This is a genomic window from Alcaligenes sp. 1735tsa3 (assembly GCF_024134565.1).
Classification (GTDB): domain Bacteria; phylum Pseudomonadota; class Gammaproteobacteria; order Burkholderiales; family Burkholderiaceae_B; genus Alcaligenes; species Alcaligenes phenolicus.
In genome coordinates this window covers 2621493-2646794 of sequence record NZ_CP099862.1, presented here as the reverse complement: position 1 = coordinate 2646794, position 25302 = coordinate 2621493, and the positions used below count along the sequence as shown (strand labels likewise).

Here is a 25302-nt window from a genome sequence, read left to right as displayed (position 1 = left end):
TTAAGAATAAACTATATACTTTTTCGAAAGGCGGACTAACGCTGGAATGAAGTGCATAACAAAAGGGGACAAATGGTGAAAGCGTTGCGAAAAAGCGTAATGGGGCTGGCCTTGGGGGCAGCCTTGATGATGGGCTGGGGGACGGTCAGCCAGGCAGCCGGGAGCGAGTTGAAAATTGCTTTCCCGGTCGATATCCCGTCCTGGGATCCGACCTCGGTTACCTTTCCGGCGGGCCAGTCGATTTACAAGGCCGTGTTTGATTCACCCCTGTTTGTGGGTGACGATTTGAAGGTGGCACCGCGTCTGATCGAGTCCTGGGAATGGGCGGACGAGCAAGGCCAGGCCCTGAAGGTGAAGCTGCGCGACAAGGTGAAATTCCATGACGGCAGCGACATGACGGCTGAAGACTTGAAGTTCACCTTTGATCGTGCGATCAACAAGAAAACCCTGGCCCTGAACGGTATGCTGCCCACCCTGAAGTCGGTGGAAGTCACCGGCCCGCTGGAAGCCATTATCCATTTCAGCTCGCCCACGCCAACGGCCCCCAAAGGCCTGGCCTTCTTGTCGGCCTATATCCTGCCCAAAGCCTATTTCGAGAAGGTGGGGGAAGAGGAGTTCCTGAAGCGTCCAATTGGCGCAGGCCCCTACAAGCTGAGCGATTATCAGCGTGGTTCCCGCATCACCCTGGAAGCCTTTGAGGACTACTGGCAAGGTGCGCCAGACCTGAAGCAGGTCGTGTTTGAAATCGTGCCGGATTCCTCGGCGCGTGTTGCTGCGGTTGAGTCCGGTCGGGCCGATGTCTCGGTACAGATTCCGGTGCGCGAAATTACCCGCCTGGAAAAGAATCCCAAGCTGGAAGCCAAGGTCTATCCCTATAGCGAGATCTACATTCTGCAAATGCCCAGCTATGTAGAGAGCTTCAAGGATGTGCATGTGCGTCGCGCCATGAATATGGCGATCGACAAAGCAGGCTTGTCCCGTGCCTTCTACAAAAATGTCGCCCAGCCCTTGTCGGTTCTGGCTACCAAAGGCTCGCCTGGTGATGTACCGGATCTGAATATTCCCTTCGACAAGAAAGCAGCGGTAGAGGAACTGGCCAAAGCGGGTTACAGCACGGAAAAACCGCTGACCATTACCTTGTACTCCACCAATAACACCTTCCCTTCGGACTATGACGTGGCCCGTGCGGTGGCGCAGATGTGGAGCCAGATTGGTGTGCAGACCACGGTTGAAGAAATTACTGTGGCCAAGTATCTGGAGCTGAGCCATTCGTCCAAGTTGACGGGCGTGATGCTGTACAGCTGGGCCAATGCAACTGGCGATCCGGAGATTTTTACAGGCCGTATTCTGGATCCACGCCTGCGTTTTTCCACCTGGAAAGAAGAGCGTCTGGCCGGCACGCTGGATGAGCTGAACCGGCAGATGGATGAGGACAAGCGAGTGGCCGGCTATCAGGCGCTGAATCGTGAAGCGGCGGAACAGGCCTGGAGCCTGCCGGTGCTGCAGTCCATCTCCACCATTGCCTATAAAAAGGGCTTGAAGCTCAACACCTATCAGACGGGCTACATCCTGCCGCAGGAATATTCCTGGCAGTAAGCCTTTCATGCGCCCCGCAGCCTCGCGCTGCGGGGTGATCTACCGGGTTTGACCCGGCATATTTTTTCCTGCGGTTCTCTTCATGAAAAACGTTTGCTTCCTGATGGCGCGCAAGCTCGTCTTCGTGCTGGTGACGGCGTTCCTGCTGTCCATGATCGTGTTCTTCATGCTGCGCGTCATTCCCGCTGACTCTCTGGGCATGATGCTGCCTCCTTCGGCCACGGAAGCCGATGCACAGGCACTGCGTGTTGAGCTGGGCATGGATGGTTCGGCCTTGCATCAGTACCAGGTTTGGTTGAGTGGTGTGTTTCGCGGCAATCTGGGCAACTCCATCTTCTTTCATCAGCCGGTGACCGGTCTGCTGGCCCAGGCTTTGCCGCCCACGCTGGAGCTGGCCTGTATCAGCTTGTTGATGGCTTTGTTGATCTCCATTCCCGGCGGCATTGTTCTGTACCTGCTGGACAAGAAAAAGATCGAATTTGTGGCCGACTTTGTGCTGGTGCTGCTTCTGTCAGTGCCGTCCTTTTTGTGGGGCATTATTTTGATCGTGGTGTTCGGTGTGCTGTTTCCGGTCTTGCCCTTTATGGGACGGATGGAAGGCACACCCGCTGTGGATGGCGGCACGGGCTTTTTGCTGTTTGATCTGCTGGTACGTGGCCAATGGCAAGCCTGGTGGGATGCCTTCTCGCATCTGCTTCTGCCTGCTCTGGCCTTGGCGCTGGCATTCAGCCCCATCGTGATTCGCGTCCTGCGTTCCAGCCTGATCGAAACGGCGACCAGCCAATACGTGAACGTCGCCCGTCTGCGCGGTGTGCCTGAGTGGCGAGTGCTCTTGGTGCACATGCTCAAGAATGCCGCTTTGCCTACCTTGACCTTGATCGGTGTGCAATTTGGCTTTTTGTTTGGCGGCACCTTGCTGATCGAAGTCATTTTCTCCTTCCCCGGTATCGGCAATCTGATGGTGCAAGCCATCAAGAACCACGACCTTCCCCTGATTCAGGGCGTGGCCCTGGTGTTCTGTTTGATGGTGTTGGCCGTCAACTTCTGTGTCGATGGCTTGTACAGCGTTATGAATCCACGTCTGAGGTCCGCATGAGCGTGCATCCACATTCTTTCTGGCAAGCGCGGCTGCGGCCTGTGCTGGCCCATCCCAAAGTGCTGCTTGGCGGCACTCTGGTCTTGATCTTTGCTCTGGTGGCCTTGTTTGCCCCTTTGCTGGCGCCCAATGATCCTAATGCACAGGACTTGCTGGCCACGCTCTTGCCACCCGCCTGGCAGGACGGCGGTCTGGCGCAGTATCCCTTGGGAACCGATGGCCTGGGCCGATGTATTTTGTCGCGCCTGATTTATGGCAGTCGTGTGGCCTTTCAGGTGGCGGTAACCGCCGCGGCAGGCACGATGGTGCTGGGCACAGTGCTGGCGATTCTGGCGGGCTATATCGGTGGCTGGTTCGACCGAGGAGTCAGCTCCCTGGTGGTGTTGTGGATGGCATTCCCGCCCGTGGTGTTTTCCATGATGTTGATGGTGGGCTTGGGCACGGGCCTGTTCAACGTGATTCTGGCTGTGGTGCTGGTGGACTGGACTCGTTTTTATCGCGTGGTTCGGGCGGAAGTGCTGGTGGCGCGTCAGCGTGATTATGTGTATGCCGCGCATTTGTTGGGCTTTTCTCATCTGCGCATCATGTTGCGTGAAGTATTGCCTAGCGTGGCGCCACTGATCGTCACCTTGTTCAGCCTGCAAATGGGCGTGGCCATTGTGGTTGAAGCAATCCTCAGTTTCGTGGGCCTTTCTGTTCCGTCGGATGTGGTGGCCTGGGGCGTGATGCTGGCCGATGGCCGTGACCAGATTTACCAGGCGGGCTGGGGCCTGATGGCGCCGGTAATTGGCATTGTGTTTGCAGTGCTGGGTTTCAATTTGCTGAGTGATGGTTTGCGTACCACGCTGGATCCTCGGCTCAAGCAACGAGGAGCGCACTGATGAGCGTGCCGGTTATTGAATTCAAGCAAGTCAGTGTCTCGGTGCCGGTACAAGGGCAATCGGTCGAGCTGCTGCGCAAGGTCTCGTTTGCAGTGCAGGCAGGTCGTACCTTGGGGCTGGTCGGGGAGTCTGGCGCGGGCAAGAGCATGATAGGGCGGGTAATCTCGGGCATGTTGCCCAGTAATCTGCGTCTGTCCTCGGGGCAGGTCTGCTTTCAGGGTTCGGTGGTGACGGGTGCGCAAATGCGCCGCCTGTTGGGTCGCAAAGTGGCTTTTGTGCCGCAGGAGCCTTTGTCCTCGCTAAATCCAGTGCTGACCATACGCCAGCAGATGTTCGAGCATTTGGCTCGACTGGGCATTCCCCGCGCATCGCGCGAGCAATATTGCCTGGAGCGTCTGCATGAGGTGGGGCTGCCCGATCCGCCGTCCATGTTGGGGCGCTATGCCCATGAGCTATCGGGTGGGCAGTGTCAGCGCATTTTGATTGCCATGGCTTTTTCCGGTGATCCGGAATTGATTGTGGCCGACGAACCCACCACAGCGCTGGACGTGATTACCCAAGCGCAAATCATCCGGATTCTGCGCGATGTACAGCAGCGGCATCAAACCGCCGTGATTCTGATCACTCACGATCTGCGTATGGCTGCCCATGTCTGTGACGAGGTGGCCGTGCTGTATGCCGGGGATGTGGTTGAACAAGGTCCCGCTGCAGATGTCTTGGATACACCTTTGCATCCTTACTCCTGGGCCTTGAAGAATGCGACGCCAGCACTGAATGGCCCTTTGTATGCCTTGCCGTCGCTGGCCGACATCATGCCGGGCTTGAAAGACATGCGGGATCTGCCGGGCTGTCGTTTTGCCCGTCGTTGTCCTACGCGTAATGCGGTCTGTGAACAGCGCGCGCCAGAGTTGGAAGCGGTGAAACCCGGTCATTGGGTAAGTTGTGCCGGTCCCTGTATGACGCGCGATACGGCCGCTCAAACCCAGCTGCATGTCTTGCCGCAAGGGCCGTCTGACGAGTCCGCGCCGCTGGTGGAGTTCCAGAATGTGGAGCGCAGCTACCGAGTCACACGCAACGGCCGCCGCAGCCTGATGTATGCCTTGCGGCCCCTGTCCTTGAGCGTGCGTCCCGGCGAGATGGTTGGCGTGGTGGGGGAAAGCGGTAGTGGCAAAAGCACTGTCGCCCGTTTGATGGTGGGCTTGTTGCAACCTAGTGGTGGGCAAGTGCTGGTGCAAGGTCAGTCCCGCGAGCAGTTTGCCAAAGGGCAAGGCGAGTCCTTGTCTCAAACGATTCAGATGGTGTTTCAGGACCCTGACTCGGCCTTGAACCCACGTCGTAGCGTGCAGCAGCTGGTGACGCAGGTGCTGGAGTTGCAGCCGGGTATGACGCCCGAGCAGCGTCGTCAGAAAGCCGATGAATTGATGGCGCAGGTGGGCATTGCACAGGATGCCGGTTTGCGTTTTCCCTCGGAGCTGTCCGGCGGGCAAAAGCAACGCGTGAACATTGCCCGCGCCTTATGTGTGCAGCCGCGTCTGCTGGTGGCGGACGAGATTGTGTCCGGTCTGGATGTGTCGGTGCAGGCGCTGATTTTGAATCTCTTGCTGCGACTGAATAAGGAATTGGGTGTTGCGGTGGTGTTCATCTCGCACGACTTGTCCGTGATTCGCTATTTGTGCACACGAGTGCTGGTGATGAAAAACGGTGAAGTCGTGGAGCAAGGAAATACCGCCGAGGTGTTTGCCGACCCGCAGCATCCCTATACCCGTCTTTTGCTGGGCAGTGTGCCGCCGGATGATTCCAGCCAGATCTGGCCTGCGCCTTTGGACTGTCCATCCCAAACCGTGAGTGAGGCTGCACCCGCCTTAGTACCCGCTATGGCGGTCTGAATCCCGTTTTACTCGTATTTACAGGAAGCACTATGAGTTATGCCAATAACGAGGCCGCCTTGTCGGGCCTGACCCAGGACCATCAGGTCCATCGGGATGCCTATCTGGACGAGGATGTCTTTCAACTGGAAATGGAACGGCTGTTCAGCCGTGCCTGGCTCTATGTGGGCCATGAAAGTCAGGTGCCCAAAACGGGCGATTATGTATCGGTGACCTTGGCACAAAGCCCCGTCATCATGCTGCGCCATAGCGATGGCTCGGTGCGTGTAGTGATGAACCGTTGCGCTCACAAAGGGGCCAGACTGGTCAGCGAACCCAGCGGCAATGTGGGCAAGATGCTGCGTTGTCCGTACCACGCCTGGACCTACAAGCTGGATGGCTCGCTGCTGGCGGTGCCGCTGAAAAATGCCTATGAAAACACGGAGTTTTCGCAATGTCCGGCTGCGGGCGGCCTGTCCACACCGGGGGCGGTAGAAAGCTATCGGGGCTTTGTGTTTGCCCGCCTCAGCAAGGAAGGCTTCAGCATGCAAGAGTATTTCGGGGATGTGCTGCAGGCTTTGGACAATATGGCGGATCGCTCTCCGGAAGGGGAGTTGCAGGTGGCAGGCGGTTCGATTCGTACCGTCATCAACTGCAACTGGAAGATGTACATGGAGAACATCAACGACACCGTCCATCCCATTTCCACACACGAGTCCGCATCCAGCTCGGCTGCCAAGGTGGGCGAAGTGTTCAAGGAAGAAGACCCTACCGCACTGGAGCAATTGCTGCCCTTCGGTTCGGGCTACGACTTCTATTCACGTATGGGCGTGGAAACCTACCCGAACGGGCACAGCATTCTGGGCACCAAGTTCAGCATTCATACCGACTACTCCGGGATTCCAGGCTACGAAGCCATGATGAACGAAGCCTGGGGCGAGGAAAAAGCGGCTCGGGTGCTGGGTTTCAATCCACAAAATGTGGTGTTTTACCCCAGCATGGCAGCCAAGGGTTCGCCGCAGATTATTCGTGTATTGCGACCTTTAGCGGTAGACCGAACCTTGCTGGAAGTGTGGGTGTTTCAGCCCAAAGGGGCACCGCGTGAAATGCTGGATCGCGGCCTGACTTATAGCCGTCTGGTTTACTCCCCCATGAGTGTTGTCGCCCATGACGATGTGCACTTGTTCGAGAGCCAGCAAGCCAGCCTGAAAGCCCAAGGCAATCCGTGGGTGAATCTGCTGCGTCAATACGATGCGCAGGAAGGTGAGCAGGGCAAGGGCAGCTTTGACGATGCGAATAATGAATGGGTCATACGCAACCAATACCGTGCCTGGAAGCAAGGCATGAAGCAGCAGGAGCAGGAGTGATGGGGATGGCGCAAGAGCAGGGCCAGCGCAGTGGCCAAGTACAGCATGCATTGCAAGAGGGGCAGCAACAGCAGCAACCATTGAATCTGCAGCAAAGCCAGGAACAAGGCCAGCGTCTGGACCAAACGACGAGCATGCAACAAAGCCTGCAGAACTTTGTATGGCAAGAGAACGCCTTGCTGGACGAGGGGCGCTTTGATGAATGGTACGAGCTATTCGCGCAGGATGGCCTGTACTGGATTCCCGGTGAATCCGGCCAGGAAAGCCCCGAAGGGCGCATGTGCATTGCCTTGGAAAATCGTATGTTGATGCGTTTGCGTATTGATCGCCTGTCGCATCACCGTGCCTTTTCCTTGCAACCCGGTGTACGTGGTCTGCGTGTGATTCAACATCCACGCGTTCAGTCCGAACATCCTGACGAGGACGGCTGCTATACCGTGCGTACCAATCTGATTTATTCGGAGTATCAGAAGCAAAAAACCGAGGTTCTGCCCGCTACTGCCTCCTACCGTTTGCGCGCCGTCGATCAGGCTTGGGAGATCGTGGAGAAGCGGGTGGACTTGTTGAGTGTGGATGGTTATTTACCCACCATTCAGCTCTTCATTTAGGCCGCCTATGCAGACGACTGACACATCACCCCGCTATCGCAGCCTGTCTTGTGAAGGCATGGACGACAGCATGGCTTACCGCCTGCTGACATCCCTGATCGTGCCGCGTCCTATTGCCTGGGTATGTACTATGGAGGAGTCGGGCAGTGTGAATCTGGCGCCGTTCAGCTCCTTTAATTACGTGGCGCACAGCCCGCCCATGCTGGCGATCAATATCAACCGCAATGAGGATGGCAGCCTGAAGGATACGGCCCGCAATTTGCAGGTCAATAAGGAATGTGTGGTGCAGCTATGTCGTCAGTCTGATCTGGCGGCGGTTCACACCAGTGCTGCTGCCTTGCCACCCGGCCAGAGCGAGGTAAAGGAGTTGGGCAGGAGTCTGGTGCCCAGCCAGCATGTGCGCGTGCCCCGCCTGGATGGGGCCGCCGTGCAGATGGAGTGCAAGCTGGATCAGGTAGTGGATTTGGGACGTGGTGTTAACCAGCTGCATATTCTGGAAGTGCTGGCTTTTCAGGTTGATTCGTCTTTGATGGACGAGAAGGGGAAAGTAGATCTGGAGGTGTATCGGCCTTTGGCTCGGTGGGCTGGGCCGTATTATGCACAGCGTGGGGATATTCTTCTGCCTTGAGTCTACGTTTCGCAGAGTGAACCAACAAAAAAGTGCCGGAGTTAAGTCTTTTGCGTAAATCACGCAGGGCTCGAAACCATATATGGGACAGTAGGTTAGCTCTTTTTGGAACCGCTTTGTAGAACCACGGCTTCGCCGGCTAGGAGTCCCATAAGAGCGTCGGGAGAGGAAGCCGCATTGCATTGTGTCGTGCTGGATTGCCGAGGAACGGCGGGTCTGTCGCTTCATCATAGCCCAGTGTGCCGTTGGATTACGAAGCCATCATGTCGGCTTCGATGACACCCTCCTGGTTGCAGTGCCTTTCCTGAATCCCCGATCCCCCGCCATGCACGCCTTCAGCATGTGCGGAACCAACCTCTCTGCATCGACTGCTTCGCCAAATGTCTGCACAAGGCATGAGGTTCCGTCGTTCAAGAGGTCCATGGCGAAAGGCTAGGGTGCTTAGAAATTGCAGATGCCTCTTGACCGTCCTCTAGGTGCGACGCTATTAAAGCACGGGTCAATTCACAGGAAAGCTTTCTTCGAGTCCATCGGGCTGTTTTTTGGCTTACTATCCAACTATCGTAAAGATTTGTTGCTACGAAAGGGACGTCTTAGGGGGGGGCTCACGCTTGCTTTGCAAGGAACTTCATCCGCATCTTTGTCTCACCGCACAAGCCTAGCTTTTAATAGGAAAAATGAATTCTTCTATTTATCATCCTGGCCCCGAGCAACCGACGCCCGAACAACGCCTACTTCTACTGAATGATGAACAGTGGGAGGCATTCATTGAGCGCTGCGCGCGGCAACTTAAAGTAGAAGGTATATACCTTCAAGTGGTTCGCCTCGGAGGGGCAGGCGATAAAGGCAGGGATGTTTGCGGCTATTCGCAGGAACTGCCGATTGAATCTACTTGGGATTTATATCAGGGGAAGCACTATGCGGTGACTCTGTCGCCAAGTGGTTTCGCCCCCGAACTCGCAAAATTCCTATGGTGCGTCTTCTCAGGTGAATATACCTGCCCCAAAAATTATTACATATGTGCGCTTAGGGTCGGCCCTGCGTTGCATGACTACACATTGAATCCCGATAAGTTTAAAGCCTGGATTCTTTTGGAATGGAAACAGAAATCTGGAAATTTTGGAACATTCAAGCAAACCCTGACTCCAGAATTAGAGGCTTTTATAAATGGTTTTCAATTTGACATTATCAAGGTTAAGACCACAGCCGATCTATTGGAAATTCATGCTCGATCAGATAAGCATTGGGAGGTTTTTGGAGTGCTGCCAGCCCGGCAGCCCAATCCAGTGATGCCTGAAACCCCTGGAGCGGAAGAGCATCAGTACGTTAAGGCGCTCTTGGAGGTATACGAAGAGGCAGGTCAAGTTTTATGTTCTCTGCCATCGGAGATACCGAATAAGTACAAGAAGCACTTCAAGTCTCAGCGAATGCTTTTTTATAGTGCTGAGGGATTGTATCGTTTTAGTCGAGACAAACTTCCGGGCGCATTCGATGAACTGGTGAGTCAGGTTGAGGTGGGTGTTGGAAGTGACCTCAACTATCCACATCCAGATGGGCTTACCAAATTGACCAAAGTATTGGCTACGGCAAATGGATTGCAGGTGACAGCTAACCCGTTGCATGCGCGGTTGCAAGCAGGAGATCTTGGGGGCACCTGTCATCACCTTGCGAACCAAGGGCGAGCCAAATGGGTGGATGAAAATGAGTGAAGTATTCAATACTCCTTTTGAACTTGGTGTCAGGATGGTCTATCTTTTAATGGCACTTTATCCTCGAAAGGTAGATTTGCAGCGCTTGGTTTATTTTGATTATGCCGCAATCTATTCTGCCGACTTGAACGGTCCAGAAAGCCTGCATACGCCCGTTCCGCTGCGAGGCGGAGAGTATACCAGCCGAAGAGAGGTGATTGAGGAAGGGCTGTATTTGATGGCGCAGCGCTCTTTCGTAGATGTAGAAGCTGCGCGTAGCGGTATTAGTTTTCAGCTCGGCGAGAACGGCCCTGCTTTAGTTGGTTTAATTGGTGGGGAGTATTCACGGGAGCTGTACAGGCGCTGCCAGTGGGTGGCTTCTACCCTGGGTGATAAAGATGAAAAAGATATCGAAAGGATATTTGGAGCACGTGGTGCCTTGTGGGGTGCTGAGTTCGTTTCACCGGAACCACCAGGAGCAACAACGTGACAATTAGCCTTCATGAATTATTGGTGACGGGTCCTGATAAAAAGCCAGCAACTCTAAAATTAAATGGGCAATCCCACCTTGTTTTTGGACCAACCGACACTGGGAAATCGTATATTGTCGAGTGCTTTAGATACTGTCTTGGTGGCGGCGATAAGCCAAAGGACGTAGGTTACTCAGAGGGGTACACGCGTGCAGCACTTCAACTGGCACTAGCAGATGGGCGCCAATTTACGTTGTTCCGCGATCTGTTTGATGGAACGGAGATGGTCTTTGAGGGCTTTCATGTATATCCACCGCAGAATCGAGTTGTAGCGCTTGATCAAGGAATCAGTGAGTTATTGCCAATCTGGTGTGATGCCACTGATATGAAGATACTGGCTAAGGCCGGACAGCTTGGAAACTTGACTGCTGGGGATCTTCGGCGCGTCAGCATTTTTGATGAAATAGAGACACTAGATAACGTTCCATTTGAGGGTAAAGATACCAATCTAAAAACCCGGAATAAATCAGCATTGGCCGTAATCCTTCGAGGTTCTGATGATTCCGAAATGCTTCTTCCTCCGTCTACAAATGATCGAAACGTTGCGAAGGGTCATGTTGAGGCCATCAATGAACAGGTCACCAGCTTGCTCGCGGATGTGCCTGACGGGCTAACGTTGCAAAATGCACAAGAATGGCTAGCTAAGGTAACGGACGAGATCGAGGACATCAACCTTTACATGAAAAATCATGCATCGGAGCTCGCTGAGCTTAAACAGGCTCGCTTGGAAATTGACAAAGAGGGGCGGCGATTGTTCCGTGAGTTCTCCGCACTCAAGGAGGCAGAAAATCGGTTTCGGCTGCTCGACAAAAAGTATGTTAGTGATCAACAGCGATTGCAGGCTGTAGCTTCGGCTGCCTCAGTTGCTACGAGTTTTGAGACTCGTCCATGCCCATTGTGCCGTACAGACATTCAGCATCAGTTACGTCATCAAGAGCAGAATGAACAAGCACCTATGCTTCGTTTTGCTGCCTTTGCTGAAAACGAGAAAATTTCAGGTTTAAGGGAAGGCTTAAAGGAAGCCTTGCAAGATGTTCTCGGTGATATCAAGGAGGCTGCAGAAGCCATGCGAAGCAATGAGAAAGAAGCGCATGAGAATGATAAAAAACAAAATACCCTTCTAGCACCAAAAAACATTGGCACTAAGAATGGACTGGCATCTCTTTCCCAGAGAAAAGCGGAGCTTACTGTGGCGGTTAGCAGCCTGTCGAGGGTTGATAGTCTCAAGATGCGACTAGCCGAAATGAAGGAAAAAAGTAAGAGGAAAAAGCAGATCGTTGATAGGGATATGTCGGAGAGTTCGACAGCGCTATGTACAAGGGTCAAAGCACTTTTAGATGATTGGGGTGTGCCAGGCGTAGAAGCCGTTCATTTTGATGATGGTGTATCCGATATTAAAATCAATCATCGCCAGCGCATATCTTATGGTAAGGGCAAGCGAGGAATTTTCCTGACAGCATATATGGTGGCCTTGATGGAGCGGGCGGTTGGTAAGGGGCATCCACACCTTGGTTTGATCGTCATAGACTCCCCGGTCGTTACTTATAAAGACCCGAAGCATGGTGCCGATAGCGACGGCGAAGAGCTCCTTGATGAGAGTGTCAAGGATCGCTTTTATGCTTGGCTTGCTAATCGCCCCGAACCCGGACAAATCATTATTTTGGAGAATGAGGAGCCGAGTTCTGAGACTTTGAGGAAGCTGAACTTCACGGAATTTGTCGGGGCTGGCAACACAAATGGGCGATCCGGTTTTTTTCCTGCTTAAACAAGCCTCCAATCGACCGATGCACGCACCCGTTTTAGATAGATAAGTACAGAAAACCCGGCTGGAAGTCAGAGGCTGGATGCATCGGGGCGGAGATGGCTCAACGTAAAACATCAGCGCAGGATCTTCTCCATGGCCTTGCCCTTGGCTAATTCGTCGATCAGATTGTCCAGATAGCAGATCTTCTGCATCAACGAATCGTGCACGTCCTCCACGCGCGTACGCCGCATCCTTGAGGAATGCCACATTCGGATGGATAGCGGGCACCTGGGCAAAGAAGGTTTGAAAGTCGCTGCGCTCCGCCTTCTGAACGTAGAGTGGGTACACCGAGGAAAGCGCCGAGGTGAAAATACGATGTCCAGCCATGGTAGCTCCAGCCTCAAACCGCCTGCACGTACACCGGCGTTGAAGCCAGTGGTTGTCCGCCAGCCGCATTCCTATGGCTTTGAGAATGGCTATCATGCTGTTCAAGGCCGGGTTGCCCATGGGAGAGAGCGTACGGTAAAGCTGTGTCGGGTTCAGGTGTGCCTGTTCGGCCAGGGCCTGCACGCCGCGGAACGCCTGCGCCATCTGGCGCAGCACGGTCAGCAGTTCGGCTTGGTCACCATTGGCCAAGATGCCGTTGATGACCTCCAGCGCCAAGGCCGAATCGCTGCGGTACAGCTTGGCCATCGCTTCGTCATGAGATCTGCTTCTTATCATCCAGTCTCCGTTGCCAGTCCTGCCAATAGCCCGCCATACGGTGGATGTCCGCATCCCACGTGCGCTTGTCACCGCCGCGCAGCAGTGTTACTAGCCGATGGCCCGCCTGACGGTAGTGCACTCTGTAGTCCGGCACCACGTCGATGCGTAGTTCTTGTACGCCGGATGATTGCCACCTTGGCCTGCATGTAGCGCAAGCGCTGCAGCCAGTCGGTGTAGAGATCCTTTTGCCCGCCCGAATAGCTGTTACGGTGCCGCGACCATTTGCGAGAGAAGGATTTGCCAGACACGGTCTGGTTTATTTGGCCTCGCCTTCACGCCTGCGCCTATACTGCCTGTCGTGCCCCGGTGATGGCCCTGCGCCGGCTAGCGACCAGCTCGGCTGCGTCGCACACCAGCTTGTCCCTAGTGTGGACGTAGTGCATGAACTGCGTGACAGTCTTGTGTTGCGTTAGCTTCATGCCGATCTTGATGGGCGCGCCCGTGGCCTTGAGCACGCGGCACCAGCCACCGTAGTGCTCGCCAAAGGTCATGTGCTTGGTCGGGGCGTTGGGCGACTGCAGGAAGTAGAGTCAACCTTCACGGCGCGGCGCTGTGGAGAGCAACCGATGGGCTTCCGCGTCCATGGGCTTGGACATGCCACCAGTCTTGCAGTCGGGCGAGATCACCCGCTGGTTGGCTAGGTCGATCCAGTGCTATTCGAGCGTGCAGATTTCGGAGCGGCGGTCCGTGAATGCAAATTGTAGGCGGATTGCCAGCGGGATGATGTAGCGGTTGATGACTGCCTGATATCCGCGCCGAGCTAGGCTTGTTACGCTTGTTGGAGTAGTCGGTCATGAACTTTTTGCACAGGAAGTCGGGCACCACGGTATCCCGCAGTTCGACGTCTTTGGCTTGGGGATGAGCGGCTCCTACGGCGATTTTGGTCAGCTTGATCTTTGCAACGAAGATTCCTCGGAACGCCCCGGTTCCAGGAGCCACATAGGAGTGGCGGGAGGGGATGAGAGATCAGGTTTCAGAAAGCACCGTCATATGATGGAGTCACGTAAGCTATTGATAAACCTACTGTAATGGGCTTCAATGTAGTCCAGTGGAGTCATCGTGAAACAAAAAAACCGCCTTGTGGGCGGTTTTTTTGACTACTGAGCAAGGCGCAAAACTTAATAAACGCCTTGATGACGCATGGCATTGGCGACTTTGACAAAGCCGGCAATATTGGCGCCGTTAACGTAGTTGATGAAGTTGCTTTCTTGACCATAGTTCACACAATTTTCGTGGATGTCACGCATGATGGAGTGCAGCTTTGCGTCAACTTGTTCGCGTGTCCAGCTCAAGCGCTGGGCGTTTTGGCTCATTTCCAGACCGGATACGGCAACACCGCCCGCATTGCTGGCTTTGCCTGGGGCATACAGGATCTTGGCGTGGATAAAGGCATCGACTGCATCCAGCGTGCTGGGCATATTGGCACCTTCGGCAACGCAACGTACACCGTTCTTGATCAGGATTTCTGCATCCTTGCCGTCCAGTTCGTTCTGGGTGGCGCAAGGCAGGGCGACATCCACAGGGATATGCCAAGGACGTTTGCCTTGTTCGTACAGCAGGTGATGTTGCTGGGCGTAATCGACCAGACTGCCACGCTGTACATTTTTAACGTGCATCAGGGAAGCCAGTTTTTCACGCGTAAAGCCATCCATGTCCACCACGCAACCTTGCGAGTCGGAAACGGTAACGACTTTGGCACCCAGATCCAGGCATTTTTCAATGGCGTACTGAGCCACATTGCCCGAGCCGGAAACGGACACTGTCATGCCGTCCAAGGACAGCCCTTTACGTGCCAACATTTCCTGTACGAAATATACGGTGCCATAACCGGTGGCCTCAGGACGAATCAAACTGCCGCCAAAGCACAAATCCTTGCCGGTGAACACACTGGCTGCGCTGTTGGAGAGTTTTTTCATCATGCCGGCCATAAAGCCCACTTCACGCGCGCCCACGCCGATATCACCAGCAGGAACGTCGGTATCTGGGCCCAGGTGACGGTACAGCTCAACGATCAGGGCCTGGCAAAAGCGCATCACTTCGCCATCCGACTTGCCTTTGGGATCAAAGTCCGAGCCGCCTTTGCCGCCGCCCATGGGCAGAGTGGTTAAGGCATTCTTGAAGGTCTGTTCAAACGCCAGAAACTTCAAAATGGACAGATTCACCGAGGGGTGAAAGCGCATCCCGCCCTTGAAAGGACCGATGGCATTGCTGTGCTGAATACGGAAGCCGCGATTGACCTGAACCTGGCCGCGATCATCTACCCAGGAAATACGAAACTGGATAGCACGTTCGGGTTCGACCAGACGCTCGAGCAGACCATGATCGGCGTACTGGGGGTTTTTCTCGATGAAGGGCCACAAGCTGGTCATGACTTCCCGAACGGCCTGCATGAATTCAGGCTGGTTGGGGTCGCGGGACTGCACTCTGGCTAGGAACTGTTCTAGAGAGATAGATTTCATTGCAAGCGAACTCTGTTTGCAATACTGAGAACTCGAGTCGAACTCAGCAGATTGAAAGAATGGATGCACGGGAATGCACCCGATCATACGCCCATCGCAAGCAAGCCTCTCGTATAGAGAGGCTTGCGCAGGATGTTCGATTTACTTCTTCATCATGTCGAAGAATTCGGAGTTGGTCTTTGTGGCCCGGATTTTGTCCAGGATAAACTCCATGGCTTCAATTTCATCCATCCCATGGATGAACTTGCGCAGAACCCAGACCTTTTGTAGAAGGTCGGGCTTGATCAGCAACTCTTCACGACGTGTGCCTGATTTGTTCAGGTTGATGGCTGGGTAAATACGTTTCTCGGCCAGACGGCGCTCCAGATGGATTTCGGAGTTGCCGGTACCTTTAAATTCTTCATAGATGACTTCGTCCATGCGGCTGCCGGTTTCGATCAGGGCAGTACCGATGATGGTCAAGGAGCCACCTTCTTCCAGATTACGGGCAGCGCCAAAAAAGCGTTTGGGGCGCTGCAGGGCGTTGGCGTCCACACCACCGGTCAAAACCTTGCCCGAAGCAGGGACCACAGTGTTGTAGGCGCGAGCCAGACGGGTAATGGAATCCAGCAGGATCACCACGTCTTTTTTCAATTCAACCAGGCGTTTGGCCTTTTCAATGACCATCTCGGCCACTTGCACGTGACGTGTGGCGGGTTCGTCAAAGGTGGAGGCCACCACTTCGCCGCGCACCGTGCGCTGCATCTCGGTTACTTCCTCGGGGCGCTCGTCCACCAGCAGGACGATCATGATGGCCTCGGGGTAATTGGTCGTGATGGCGTGAGCCATGTGCTGCATCATCACGGTTTTACCGGATTTGGGGCTGGCCACGATCAGGGCGCGCTGGCCTTTACCGATAGGCGAGAAGATATCCAGGATACGGCCTGTGATGTTCTCTTCGCTTTTGATGTCGCGCTCCAGGCGCATGGGCTGGTCCGGGTGCAGCGGCGTCAGGTTCTCAAACATGATGCGATGTTTGATGGCCTCAGGCTGCATGCCGTTAACCTTGTCAACTTTTACCAGGGCAAAGTAGCGCTCGCCGTCTTTAGGGGTGCGCACTTCACCTTCAATGGAGTCACCCGTGTGCAGATTGAAACGACGTATCTGCGAAGGGGAGATGTAGATATCGTCTGTGCTGGCCAGGTAAGAGGTTTCTGGCGAACGCAGAAAGCCAAAACCATCAGGCAGGACTTCAAGCACCCCGTCGCCGAAAATCTGCTCGCCCTTTTTGGCGTGCTTTTTCATGATGGCGAACATCAGCTCTTGCTTGCGCAAGCGGTTCGCGTTGTCGATTTCCAGAGTGGCAGCCATTTCTAGCAGCTGCGAGACGTGCAGAGCTTTTAATTCGTTCAGGTGCATGGGAGTGGGGAAGGGCTTTCAGCAGCAGACCGCAGGCCAGCGAAGGGCCTGCGTGCGGTTAATCAGAGATTACAGGGAGCTGTCGAGAAACGCGCTAAGTTGGGACTTGGAAAGTGCACCGACTTTAGTTTCGGCCACTTTGCCGTCTTTAAACAGCATGAGCGTTGGAATACCGCGAACACCATATTGAGCTGGGGTGTCGGGATTTTCATCGACGTTGAGCTTAGCGATGATAACACGACCTTGGTACAGTTCGGCTGCCTCATCAAGCAAAGGGGCAATCATTTTACAAGGACCGCACCAGGCAGCCCAGTAATCGACCAGAACGGGGAGGTCGGCGTTAAGGACGTCAGACTCAAAGGAGGCGTCCGTGATGTGTTTAATGGAGTCGCTCATGGCTAGATACAAAAAAAGTGAGAATAACGAAAAACTATACGTGTGGCGTGACCTGAGCACAATGTATTCTACGGCCAATTGCGACGGTCTTGTTGCCAATTTTTGACAGGATACCATTGCGTCTGGTTGATAATGTGCATTCGCTGCGCAACGCGCGCCAATAAAGCGTTTCCCCACTGGCGCCTAACCACTCGTAAAATAGCGTTTTTCTGTACGATCTACCGGGAATCAAGTTGTCTACTACACGTTACGACGAATCTTCTATACGGGTGCTCAAAGGGCTGGAACCGGTCCGTCAGCGCCCGGCCATGTATACCCGCACGGATAATCCCCTGCATATTGTGCAGGAGGTCATCGATAACGCGGCCGACGAAGCCCTGGCTGGTTTTGCCCGCACACTGACTGTCACCTTGCTGGAGGACGGCGGCATACAGGTTGAGGATGACGGGCGCGGTATTCCTGTTGGCTTGCACCCTGAAGAAAATGCGCCGGTGGTTGAACTGGTGTTCACGCGACTGCACGCCGGGGGCAAGTTCGACAAGCTCAATGGCGGTGCCTACGCCTTTTCTGGTGGTTTGCACGGGGTGGGTGTGTCGGTGACCAACGCCTTGTCGCGCCGTCTGGAAGTGCTGGTCTGGCGCGATGGCCAGGCCAACGAGATTGTGTTTGCCGACGGCGAGCTGGAGCAGCCCCTGACCCAAACGGGCACGGTGGCCAAGCGCAAGACGGGTACCCGTGTGCGGGTCTGGCCCGATGCTAAATATTTTGACTCCGCCCAGATTCCCCTGGCCCAACTGACTCATATCCTGCATAGCAAGGCCGTCCTGCTGGAAGGCGTGACGGTGGAACTGGTGCAGCAAAAAACCGGTCAGCGCCAGCAGTGGCGCTACGAGGACGGTTTGCGCGGCTACCTGCAGGAGGAAATGGAAGGGGTGGAGCTGCTGGTTCCCCTGTTTGAAGGCCGCCAGTACGCCCCGCAAGATGACGATAATTTCTCCGCCGGCGAAGGTGCGCATTGGGTGGTGGCCTGGGCGCTGGACTCCAATATTGTGCGTGAGTCCTATGTCAATCTGATCCCAACCCCAGCGGGGGGAACACACGAATCGGGCTTGCGCGATGGCTTGTATCAAGCCGTGCGCAGTTTTGCCGAACTGCATAGCCTGATTCCCAAAGGCGTCAAGCTGCAGGCCGAGGACGTCTTTGCCCGTGCCAGCTTTGTGCTCTCGGCCAAAGTGCTGGACCCGCAGTTTCAAGGGCAGATCAAGGAAAAGCTCAATAGCCGTGACGCCGTGCGTCTGGTCAGTGGCTATGTGCGCAATGCGCTGGAACTGCATCTGCATGCCAATGTGGATCAGGGTCGCAAATTGGCTGAAGTGGCGGTGCGTCAGGCTCAGGCCCGTACCCGTTCGGCGCAGAAGGTGGAGAAACGCAAGAGCTCGGGCGTGGCCGTGTTGCCCGGCAAGCTGACGGATTGCGAGTCGCACGATCTGGAAAGTTCGGAACTGTTTCTGGTCGAGGGTGACTCGGCTGGCGGTTCGGCCAAGATGGGCCGTGACAAGGAATTTCAGGCTATCTTGCCCCTGCGCGGCAAGGTTCTGAACGCTTGGGAGGTCGATAAGGACCGCTTGTTCGCTAACCAGGAAATTCACGATATTTCCGTGGCGATCGGCGTGGACCCGCACGACGCCCAGTCCGAGCCGGATCTGTCCGGTTTGCGTTATGGCCGTATCTGTATCCTGTCTGATGCGGACGTGGACGGCTCGCACATTCAGGTGCTGTTGTTGACGCTGTTCTTCCGTCACTTCCCCAAACTGATCGAGGCGGGCCACGTGTATGTGGCGCGTCCCCCCTTGTTCCGCGTAGACGTGCCTGCCGCCGGCAAACGCCCAGCCCGCAAGATCTACTGTCTGGATCAGGGCGAGCTGGACGCGACACTGGAAAAGCTGCGCAACGAAGGTATACGTAACGAGTCCTGGAGCATCAGCCGCTTTAAAGGTCTGGGTGAAATGAGTGCGGAGCAGTTGTGGGATACCACCATGAATCCGGACACCCGCCGCTTGCTGCCTGTGCATTGGGGCGAGGATGGCCTGAGCGATACACAAGCCATGTTCACCATGCTGATGGGCAAGGGTGAGGCCTCGGCCCGCCGAGCCTGGTTGGAAGAAAAAGGCAATTTGGCCGATCTGGACGTCTGAGCCCGACTTAAGAGTTATTTATGGATAGCAATCAATTGGATTTTGAACCGGCGGGATCGGACGATAGCATCACGCTGGCGACTTACGCGGAACAGGCTTATCTGGATTACGCGGTTTCAGTGGTACGTGGCCGTGCCTTGCCCGACCTGACCGATGGCCAGAAACCGGTGCAGCGCCGCATTTTGTACGCGATGGATGCCATGGGTCTGGGTCCGACGGCCAAGCCTGTGAAATCGGCCCGTGTGGTGGGGGATGTGCTGGGTAAATATCACCCGCACGGTGACCAGGCCGCCTATGATGCCATGGTGCGTATGGCGCAGGATTTTGTGCTGCGTTATCCGCTGGTAGACGGGCAGGGTAACTTTGGCTCGCGCGACGGCGACAATGCCGCCGCCATGCGTTACACGGAAGCACGTTTGACACCATTCTCGCGTCTGCTGCTGGACGAGCTGGACGAAGGCACGGTGGACTTCATCCCCAACTACGACGGTAGCCAGAAAGAGCCAGTGGCCCTGCCTGCACGCTTGCCCATCATGCTGCTTAACGGCGCATCGGGGATTGCCGTCGGGATGGCGACCGAGATTCCTTCGCACAACCTGCGTGAAGTCGCCCAAGCCTGCGTCAGCTTGCTGCGCAATCCGAATTTGAGCGATCAGGACATACACGAGATCGTCCCCGGCCCGGACTTTGCGGGTGGTGGTCAGATTATTTCCGCCGCAGACGATATTGCGGCGGTGTACGCCCAAGGCCGTGGTTCCATCAAGGCTCGTGCCCGTTGGGTATTCGAGGAAATGGCCCGTGGTCAATGGCAATTGGTCGTCACAGAATTGCCGCCCGGCAGCTCCTCCCAGCAGATTCTGGAAGAGATTGAAGAGCGCACCAACCCCAAGGTCAAGGCTGGCAAGAAATCGCTGAGCACCGAGCAACAGCAAACCAAAGCCTTGATGCTGAACATGCTTGACGCCGTGCGTGACGAGTCGGGCAAGCAGGCTGCGGTGCGCCTGGTCTTTGAACCCAAATCCCGCGCGATTGATCGGGACGAGTTCGTGACCACCTTGCTGGCGCAGACCAGCCTGGAGCGCAACGTCTCCATCAACTTGGTATGTATTGATACGGATGGCCGTCCCGGTCAGCGTTCCTTGCGCCAGGTGTTGCTGAACTGGCTGGAATTCCGCCGTCACACGATGGAGCGTCGTACTCGCTACCGTCTGGATAAGGTCACCGACCGTATTCATGTGCTGCAAGGGCGCATGGTGGTGTACCTGAATGTGGATGAAGTCATCCAAACTATTCGTGAATCCGACGAGCCGCGTGCCGCCCTGATGGAGCGCTTTGATCTGAGCGAGCGTCAGGCCGACGATATTCTGGAAATGCGCTTGCGTCAGTTGGCGCGTCTGGAAGGCTTCAAGATCGAGAAAGAGCTGAAAGAGCGTCTGGACGAGCAGGAGTCTTTGCAAAAGCTGCTGGATGATCCCAAAGCCTTGAAGCGTCTGATGATTCGTGAGATTGAAGCAGACGTTAAAACCTATGGTGATGACCGTCGTACCCTGATTGAAGCGGCCGAGCGCGCTGTGCTGGAAACCAAGGTGGTTGACGAGCCGGTTACCGTGATTGTGTCGCGCAAAGGCTGGCTGCGTTCACGCCAGGGCCATGGCCATGACGCCTCGCAATTCAGCTTCAAGACTGGCGATGGCTTGCGCGATGCGCTGGAGTGTCGCAGTACCACGGACCTGGTCGCCATCGGCACCGATGGCCGGGTCTATACTGTTCCGGTCTCCAGTTTGCCTTCAGCGCGTGGCGATGGTCAGCCCATTACCTCCATGATTGAAGTCAGCCCCAGTGCGCCCATTGAGCATATTCTGGGGGCGCCTTTGGACCAGAACTACTTGCTGGCTGCCTGCGACGGTTACGGTTTTGTGGCTTCTCAGGGCGACATGAATACACGGCAGAAAGCGGGCAAGCAGTTTGTCACCGTCGAGGATGGCAAAAAGCTGCTCAAGCCCTTGGCCTTGCGCCCGGATGATCAGTACGTGGGTCTGCTCAGCGAGCAGGGACGTTTCCTGGTGGTGGACATCAAGGAGCTGAAAGTGCTGTCCAAAGGGGGGCGTGGCACGGTGCTGATCAAACTGAACGAGGGCGATACGCTCAGTCAATGGGTTGCCTTTGGTGAGGCGGGTCTGGCCGTCAGCGGAGTGAACCGCAAGCGTCCGTCCACCATCGTGATGGATCTGGACATGCTGGCCAATTATCTGGGCAAGCGGGCAGGCAAGGGCAAGGCCCTGTCGCTTAAATTGAACGACCCTGTGCTGCATCGGCCTGAAGAGTCCTGAATTTGTATAGCCGCCGGAGGCTGGCCCTCCGCCTGATAGATTTCTTTTTTGAGTGTTGGATATGAGTTTCAAAGTCACGGTTCAGCCCAGCGGGCACAGTTTTGACGTACAGCCCGGACAGTCTGTGCTGGATGGCGCGCTCAATGCCGGTATTGTCTTGCCCTACAGCTGCCGCAATGGCACCTGTTCGTCTTGCCGTGGCAAGGTCATTGAAGGCGAATACGATGCAGGCCGTGCGCCCGAGCAATTGCTGAGCGAAGAGGACCGCGCTGCAGGTTACACCCTGTTCTGTCAGGCCAAGCCCAGCAGCGACATGCTGATTGAGTCCCACGAAATTCGTATGGCGACCGACATCCAGATTCGCAAGATGCCGTCGCGCGTGGTGGGCCTGGAAAAAGTGCGTGATGATGTGATGGTGGTGCGTCTGCAAATGCCATCGTCCGAGCCATTCCGTTACTACCCAGGTCAGTATCTGGAGTTCATCCTGAAGGACGGCAGCCGTCGCAGCTACTCCATGGCCACACCGCCACGGGAAGACAATCAGGTGGAATTGCATATTCGTCACATGCCCGGCGGCGTGTTTACCGATCACGTGTTCGGTGCCGGTGCCACCGCCATGAAAGAGCGCGAAATTCTGCGTGTGGAAGCGCCTTTGGGTTCTTTCTTCCTGCGTGAAGACAGCGCGGCTCCTATGGTGTTCCTGGCCAGCGGTACGGGTTTTGCTCCGATCAAGGCCTTGATCGAGCGTCTGATTCAAACCGGCAGCCAGCGCGAAGTGGCTTTGTATTGGGGCGGGCGTCGACCCAAGGATCTGTACCAGTCCGAACTGGCCGAGAAATGGGCCAGCGAACTGCCTAACTTGCGTTTCATTCCGGTGATTTCCGACGCTCAGCCTGAAGATGGCTGGACAGGTCGTACGGGCTTTGTGCATCAGGCGGTACTGGCTGATTTGCCGGATTTGTCGGCCTGGCAGGTGTACGCCTGTGGCGCGCCGGGTATGGTTGAAGCAGCTCGCAAGGACTTTGTGGAGCAGGCTCAACTGAATCCGGACAATTATTTTGCAGATGCCTTTACGTCACTGGCAGACGTAAAGTAAGTGTCTTGATCAATAGCTCAACAAGCGGACAGTACACATGAAAGTAGCAGTTCTGGGCAGCGGCATTATCGGGGTATCAACTGCCTGGTGGCTCAGCCAGCAAGGTTGTGAGGTGGTGGTCGTGGATCGGGGAACCGGTCCCGCGCAGGAAACCTCGCGTGCCAATGGCGGGCAAATCTCGGTCTCGTATGCCGAGCCCTGGGCCAACCCGAAAATGCCGCTCAAACTGCTGAAATGGTTGTTGCAGGACGATGCTCCCTTGTTGTTCCGTCCGCGTCTGGACCTGCGCCAGTGGCGCTGGTGCCTGTCTTTCTTGCGAGAGTGCCTGCCGGGGCGGGTTGCGCCCAATGTGCGCGCTCTGGTGGCCATGGCGGAATACAGCCGCAGTACGCTCAAGCAATTGCGTCCCAGTCTGGATTTTGATTATCGCCATCAGGAAAAAGGCATCATTACGTTTTACCGGGATGCCCAAAGCCTGGACGACTCCCAGCAAATGGCCGACGTCATGCGAGATATGGGGGTGGACCGCCGCATCATGAGCGTGGACGAACTGGTGCAGCTGGAACCCGCCCTGGCATCGGCGCGCGGCCAGATCGTGGGTGGCGACTACACCAAAGATGATGAGTCGGGCGATGCCAATCAATTCACCTGCGGTTTGGCGGCGATGGCCAGGCGAGCCGGAGTGGAATTTCGCTTTTCTACCCAAATCACCCGTTTGCTGACGGCCAAGGGCCGAGTGGTGGGGGTCGAGGTTATAGGCGCGGATGGTGCGTACGACTCCATACAGGCAGACGCCTTCGTGGTGGCCATGGGTAGTTTCAGCCCTACCGTCCTGCAGCCGCTGGGAATTTCCTGCCCCGTTTATCCGGCCAAAGGCTATTCGGCCACCTTCCCGGTGCTGGTCCCCGAGGGCGCGCCTACTGTCAGCCTGACAGATAAAGATCACAAACTGGTTTTTTCCCGCCTGGGCGATAGCCTGCGGGTTGCTGGAACGGCCGAATTGTCGGGCTATACGCGTAGCTTGAACCCCGCCCGCTGTCAGGCTTTGTTAACGCATGTGGCTGATCTGTTCCCAAGCGCATTGGATTTTGATAATGTTCATTTCTGGTCAGGACTGCGTCCTGCCACAGCATCAAATGTCCCACTGATAGGCCGATCCTCCATTCCCAACCTGTACCTGAATACCGGGCATGGCACCTTGGGGTGGACCATGGGCATAGGCTCTGGCCGAGCCTTGGCGGACCTGGTCATGGGGCACAAACCCGAACCTGAATTTCCTTTTTTATCTTGAAGGATGTATGAAAAATCTACGCGGATTACTGTTGAAACGTGGTGTTATGGCTTTGGCGATGGCAGCGGGTGGCTCAGCCGCTTTGCTGTTCGGGTCGACCGCCCTGGCAGCCGTTGATATTCAGGTCTGGACCGCTTTGAACTCGCACAATCAGGACGAGTTCGAACGCTTGGTTCGGGATTTCAATCGTAGCCAGAGCGACGTCAAGGTGTCGGTCAAGGCGCATGACACAGAAGCCTCTTTGGAGCAGGTCATGCAAGCGGGCAAGGATTTGCCCAATCTGGTGCAGTTAGGCGAGATGTCCGGCCTGGACGAGGTCGCCGACCGCTCCTACATCATGCCCATGCACACCTTGCTGGCTCGGGAAAAAATGGACAATGTGTCCTGGTTCCTGGCCTCGAATTCCTTTGTGCGCAATGGCCGTGGCCAATTGCAAGGCTTCCCCTACATGGCCGAAATTCCGGTCATGTACTACAACCTGGAAGCGTTTGATAAAGCCAAGATCGAGCCTCCCGTGCCCAGCCGCGTCTGGCTGGACTTGCAAGCTCAACTGGTTGATCTGGCCAATAAAGGCTCGCGCCGTTGTCCTTTGACCTCCGACCAGTCTGTCTCCATCAACCTGGAAAACCTGGCAGCGGTCAATAACCAGATTTACGGTCTGGCACCCGGCCCCAAGGTTAAAGGTAAAGTGGGCTTTGATTTTGACGTGATGTATATCCGTCACCTGTCCATGATGATCAGTTGGGTGAAGTCCGAGCTGATGGTCAAACCCGGCACCTTGCCCGAGTCGCCTCAGCGTTTTGCCAAGGGTGAATGTGCAGTCATGTTCTCCAACTCCGGCCATATCGGTGAGTACAGCGACACGCGCGGCCTGAAGTACGCTGTGACTGGTCTGCCTTACTACCCTGAAGTCACCCAAACCCCCGGCAAGCCTTTTGTGACCGGCTCGGCGCTGTGGGCGGTGAAAGGCCATAACGCTGAACAGAACCAGGCCTCGGCCCGCTTCATCAGCTGGTTGGCCCAGCCAGAGAATGCCGCTCGCTGGTATCAGAAAACAGGCTTTTTGCCTGTAAGCCGTGAAGCCTTTAACGCGACGGGTAGCGACTACTACAAGGACAAGGGCGACTGGATGCACCTGGTGGGCGCCTACAGCAGCGGTACATCGGGTACAGCCAAGGGCAACTTCCGTAACTACCGCCAGATTCGCGCCGTGTTCAACCAGAGCCTGGAAAGCGCGCTGGACGGTCAGCAACCTGCCATGACGGCCTTGCGTACCGCCGCCACGGAAGCCAACCGACTGGTGGCTCAGAAAGGACGCTGATTTATCTGTGCGTACAAGCCGATCTAGCGGCTTGAGCAAGCATCCTTG

19 protein-coding genes and 3 pseudogenes are annotated in these 25302 nt (G+C 55.6%); 15 read left to right on the top strand and 7 right to left on the bottom strand.

Annotation, left to right across the window (positions count from 1 at the left end; genetic code table 11):
- Positions 1-75: 75 nt before the first annotated feature.
- The 7 genes from NIZ92_RS12340 to NIZ92_RS12310 all read left to right on the top strand — a co-directional run bounded on the left by NIZ92_RS12340 (position 76) and on the right by NIZ92_RS12310 (position 8041).
- The gene (locus tag NIZ92_RS12340; RefSeq protein WP_254003220.1) at positions 76-1596 is read left to right on the top strand and encodes an ABC transporter substrate-binding protein; all 1521 of its coding nucleotides are present in this window, start codon (positions 76-78) and stop codon (positions 1594-1596) included.
- A gap of 82 nt (positions 1597-1678) precedes the next feature.
- Entirely contained in the window at positions 1679-2692 is a 1014-nt protein-coding gene (locus NIZ92_RS12335; protein ID WP_026483510.1) for an ABC transporter permease, read from the top strand.
- Positions 2689-3573: an ABC transporter permease gene (locus tag NIZ92_RS12330; RefSeq protein WP_060185260.1), complete on the top strand. Its 885-nt coding sequence runs from the start codon at positions 2689-2691 to the stop codon at positions 3571-3573. Before NIZ92_RS12335 ends, NIZ92_RS12330 begins: the two co-directional genes overlap by 4 nt.
- Positions 3573-5459 (top strand): ABC transporter ATP-binding protein, encoded by a 1887-nt coding sequence (locus NIZ92_RS12325; protein ID WP_060185259.1) that lies wholly within the window; start codon positions 3573-3575, stop codon positions 5457-5459. The genes NIZ92_RS12330 and NIZ92_RS12325 overlap by 1 nt, the downstream gene beginning before the upstream one ends.
- Before the next feature lie 32 nt (positions 5460-5491).
- The gene (locus tag NIZ92_RS12320; protein WP_254002043.1) at positions 5492-6805 is read left to right on the top strand and encodes an aromatic ring-hydroxylating dioxygenase subunit alpha; all 1314 of its coding nucleotides are present in this window, start codon (positions 5492-5494) and stop codon (positions 6803-6805) included.
- A 5-nt stretch (positions 6806-6810) separates the two neighbouring features.
- Complete coding sequence (locus tag NIZ92_RS12315; protein ID WP_254002042.1) at positions 6811-7413, top strand: aromatic-ring-hydroxylating dioxygenase subunit beta; 603 nt, start codon at positions 6811-6813, stop codon at positions 7411-7413.
- A 7-nt stretch (positions 7414-7420) separates the two neighbouring features.
- Positions 7421-8041 (top strand): flavin reductase family protein, encoded by a 621-nt coding sequence (locus NIZ92_RS12310; RefSeq protein WP_254002041.1) that lies wholly within the window; start codon positions 7421-7423, stop codon positions 8039-8041.
- A gap of 261 nt (positions 8042-8302) precedes the next feature.
- On the opposite strand, the pseudogene NIZ92_RS12305 reads toward NIZ92_RS12310, so the two are convergent.
- Positions 8303-8428 (bottom strand): annotated as a pseudogene (locus NIZ92_RS12305) (DUF2274 domain-containing protein); the annotation flags it as partial.
- Between the two features lie 290 nt (positions 8429-8718).
- On the opposite strand from NIZ92_RS12305, the gene NIZ92_RS12300 reads away from it, so the two are divergent.
- Genes NIZ92_RS12300 through NIZ92_RS12290 form a run of 3 tightly spaced genes read left to right on the top strand, consistent with a single transcriptional unit; the run spans position 8719 to position 12024 of the window.
- Complete coding sequence (locus NIZ92_RS12300; protein ID WP_254002040.1) at positions 8719-9750, top strand: ABC-three component system protein; 1032 nt, start codon at positions 8719-8721, stop codon at positions 9748-9750.
- A complete protein-coding gene (locus NIZ92_RS12295) occupies positions 9743-10219 on the top strand; it encodes an ABC-three component system middle component 2 (RefSeq protein ID WP_254002039.1) in 477 nt (158 codons plus the stop codon). Before NIZ92_RS12300 ends, NIZ92_RS12295 begins: the two co-directional genes overlap by 8 nt.
- Positions 10216-12024: a hypothetical protein gene (locus tag NIZ92_RS12290; RefSeq protein WP_254002038.1), complete on the top strand. Its 1809-nt coding sequence runs from the start codon at positions 10216-10218 to the stop codon at positions 12022-12024. Before NIZ92_RS12295 ends, NIZ92_RS12290 begins: the two co-directional genes overlap by 4 nt.
- Positions 12025-12137: 113 nt before the next feature.
- Here the strand turns inward: NIZ92_RS12290 and NIZ92_RS12285 are convergent, their stop codons facing one another.
- From NIZ92_RS12285 to trxA, 6 genes and pseudogenes are all read right to left on the bottom strand, one after another.
- Positions 12138-12230, bottom strand: coding sequence for a DUF2200 family protein (locus tag NIZ92_RS12285; RefSeq protein WP_254002037.1), 93 nt, complete (start codon positions 12228-12230; stop codon positions 12138-12140).
- Positions 12231-12403: 173 nt separating this feature from the next.
- Positions 12404-12723: pseudogene (locus NIZ92_RS12280) on the bottom strand (DNA-binding protein).
- A 329-nt stretch (positions 12724-13052) separates the two neighbouring features.
- Positions 13053-13677 (bottom strand): annotated as a pseudogene (locus NIZ92_RS12270) (hypothetical protein).
- A gap of 209 nt (positions 13678-13886) precedes the next feature.
- The gene (gene gdhA / locus NIZ92_RS12265) at positions 13887-15227 is read right to left on the bottom strand and encodes an NADP-specific glutamate dehydrogenase (protein WP_009455932.1); all 1341 of its coding nucleotides are present in this window, start codon (positions 15225-15227) and stop codon (positions 13887-13889) included.
- Between the two features lie 141 nt (positions 15228-15368).
- Positions 15369-16625, bottom strand: coding sequence for a transcription termination factor Rho (gene rho / locus NIZ92_RS12260; protein ID WP_009455931.1), 1257 nt, complete (start codon positions 16623-16625; stop codon positions 15369-15371).
- 69 nt (positions 16626-16694) lie between these two features.
- Positions 16695-17021 (bottom strand): thioredoxin TrxA, encoded by a 327-nt coding sequence (gene trxA, locus NIZ92_RS12255; protein WP_009455930.1) that lies wholly within the window; start codon positions 17019-17021, stop codon positions 16695-16697.
- A gap of 233 nt (positions 17022-17254) precedes the next feature.
- On the opposite strand from trxA, the gene NIZ92_RS12250 reads away from it, so the two are divergent.
- The 5 genes from NIZ92_RS12250 (at position 17255) to NIZ92_RS12230 (ending at position 25254) form a co-directional block, all read left to right on the top strand.
- The gene (locus NIZ92_RS12250; protein ID WP_035272235.1) at positions 17255-19216 is read left to right on the top strand and encodes a DNA topoisomerase IV subunit B; all 1962 of its coding nucleotides are present in this window, start codon (positions 17255-17257) and stop codon (positions 19214-19216) included.
- A gap of 20 nt (positions 19217-19236) precedes the next feature.
- Complete coding sequence (gene parC, locus NIZ92_RS12245; RefSeq protein WP_137430220.1) at positions 19237-21546, top strand: DNA topoisomerase IV subunit A; 2310 nt, start codon at positions 19237-19239, stop codon at positions 21544-21546.
- 61 nt (positions 21547-21607) lie between these two features.
- Complete coding sequence (locus NIZ92_RS12240) at positions 21608-22642, top strand: CDP-6-deoxy-delta-3,4-glucoseen reductase (protein WP_009455928.1); 1035 nt, start codon at positions 21608-21610, stop codon at positions 22640-22642.
- Between the two features lie 37 nt (positions 22643-22679).
- Complete coding sequence (locus tag NIZ92_RS12235) at positions 22680-23933, top strand: D-amino acid dehydrogenase (RefSeq protein ID WP_021446472.1); 1254 nt, start codon at positions 22680-22682, stop codon at positions 23931-23933.
- Positions 23934-23964: 31 nt separating this feature from the next.
- On the top strand, positions 23965-25254 hold the full coding sequence (locus NIZ92_RS12230) for an extracellular solute-binding protein (protein ID WP_230940551.1): 1290 nt from the start codon (positions 23965-23967) through the stop codon (positions 25252-25254).
- Positions 25255-25302: the final 48 nt, after the last annotated feature.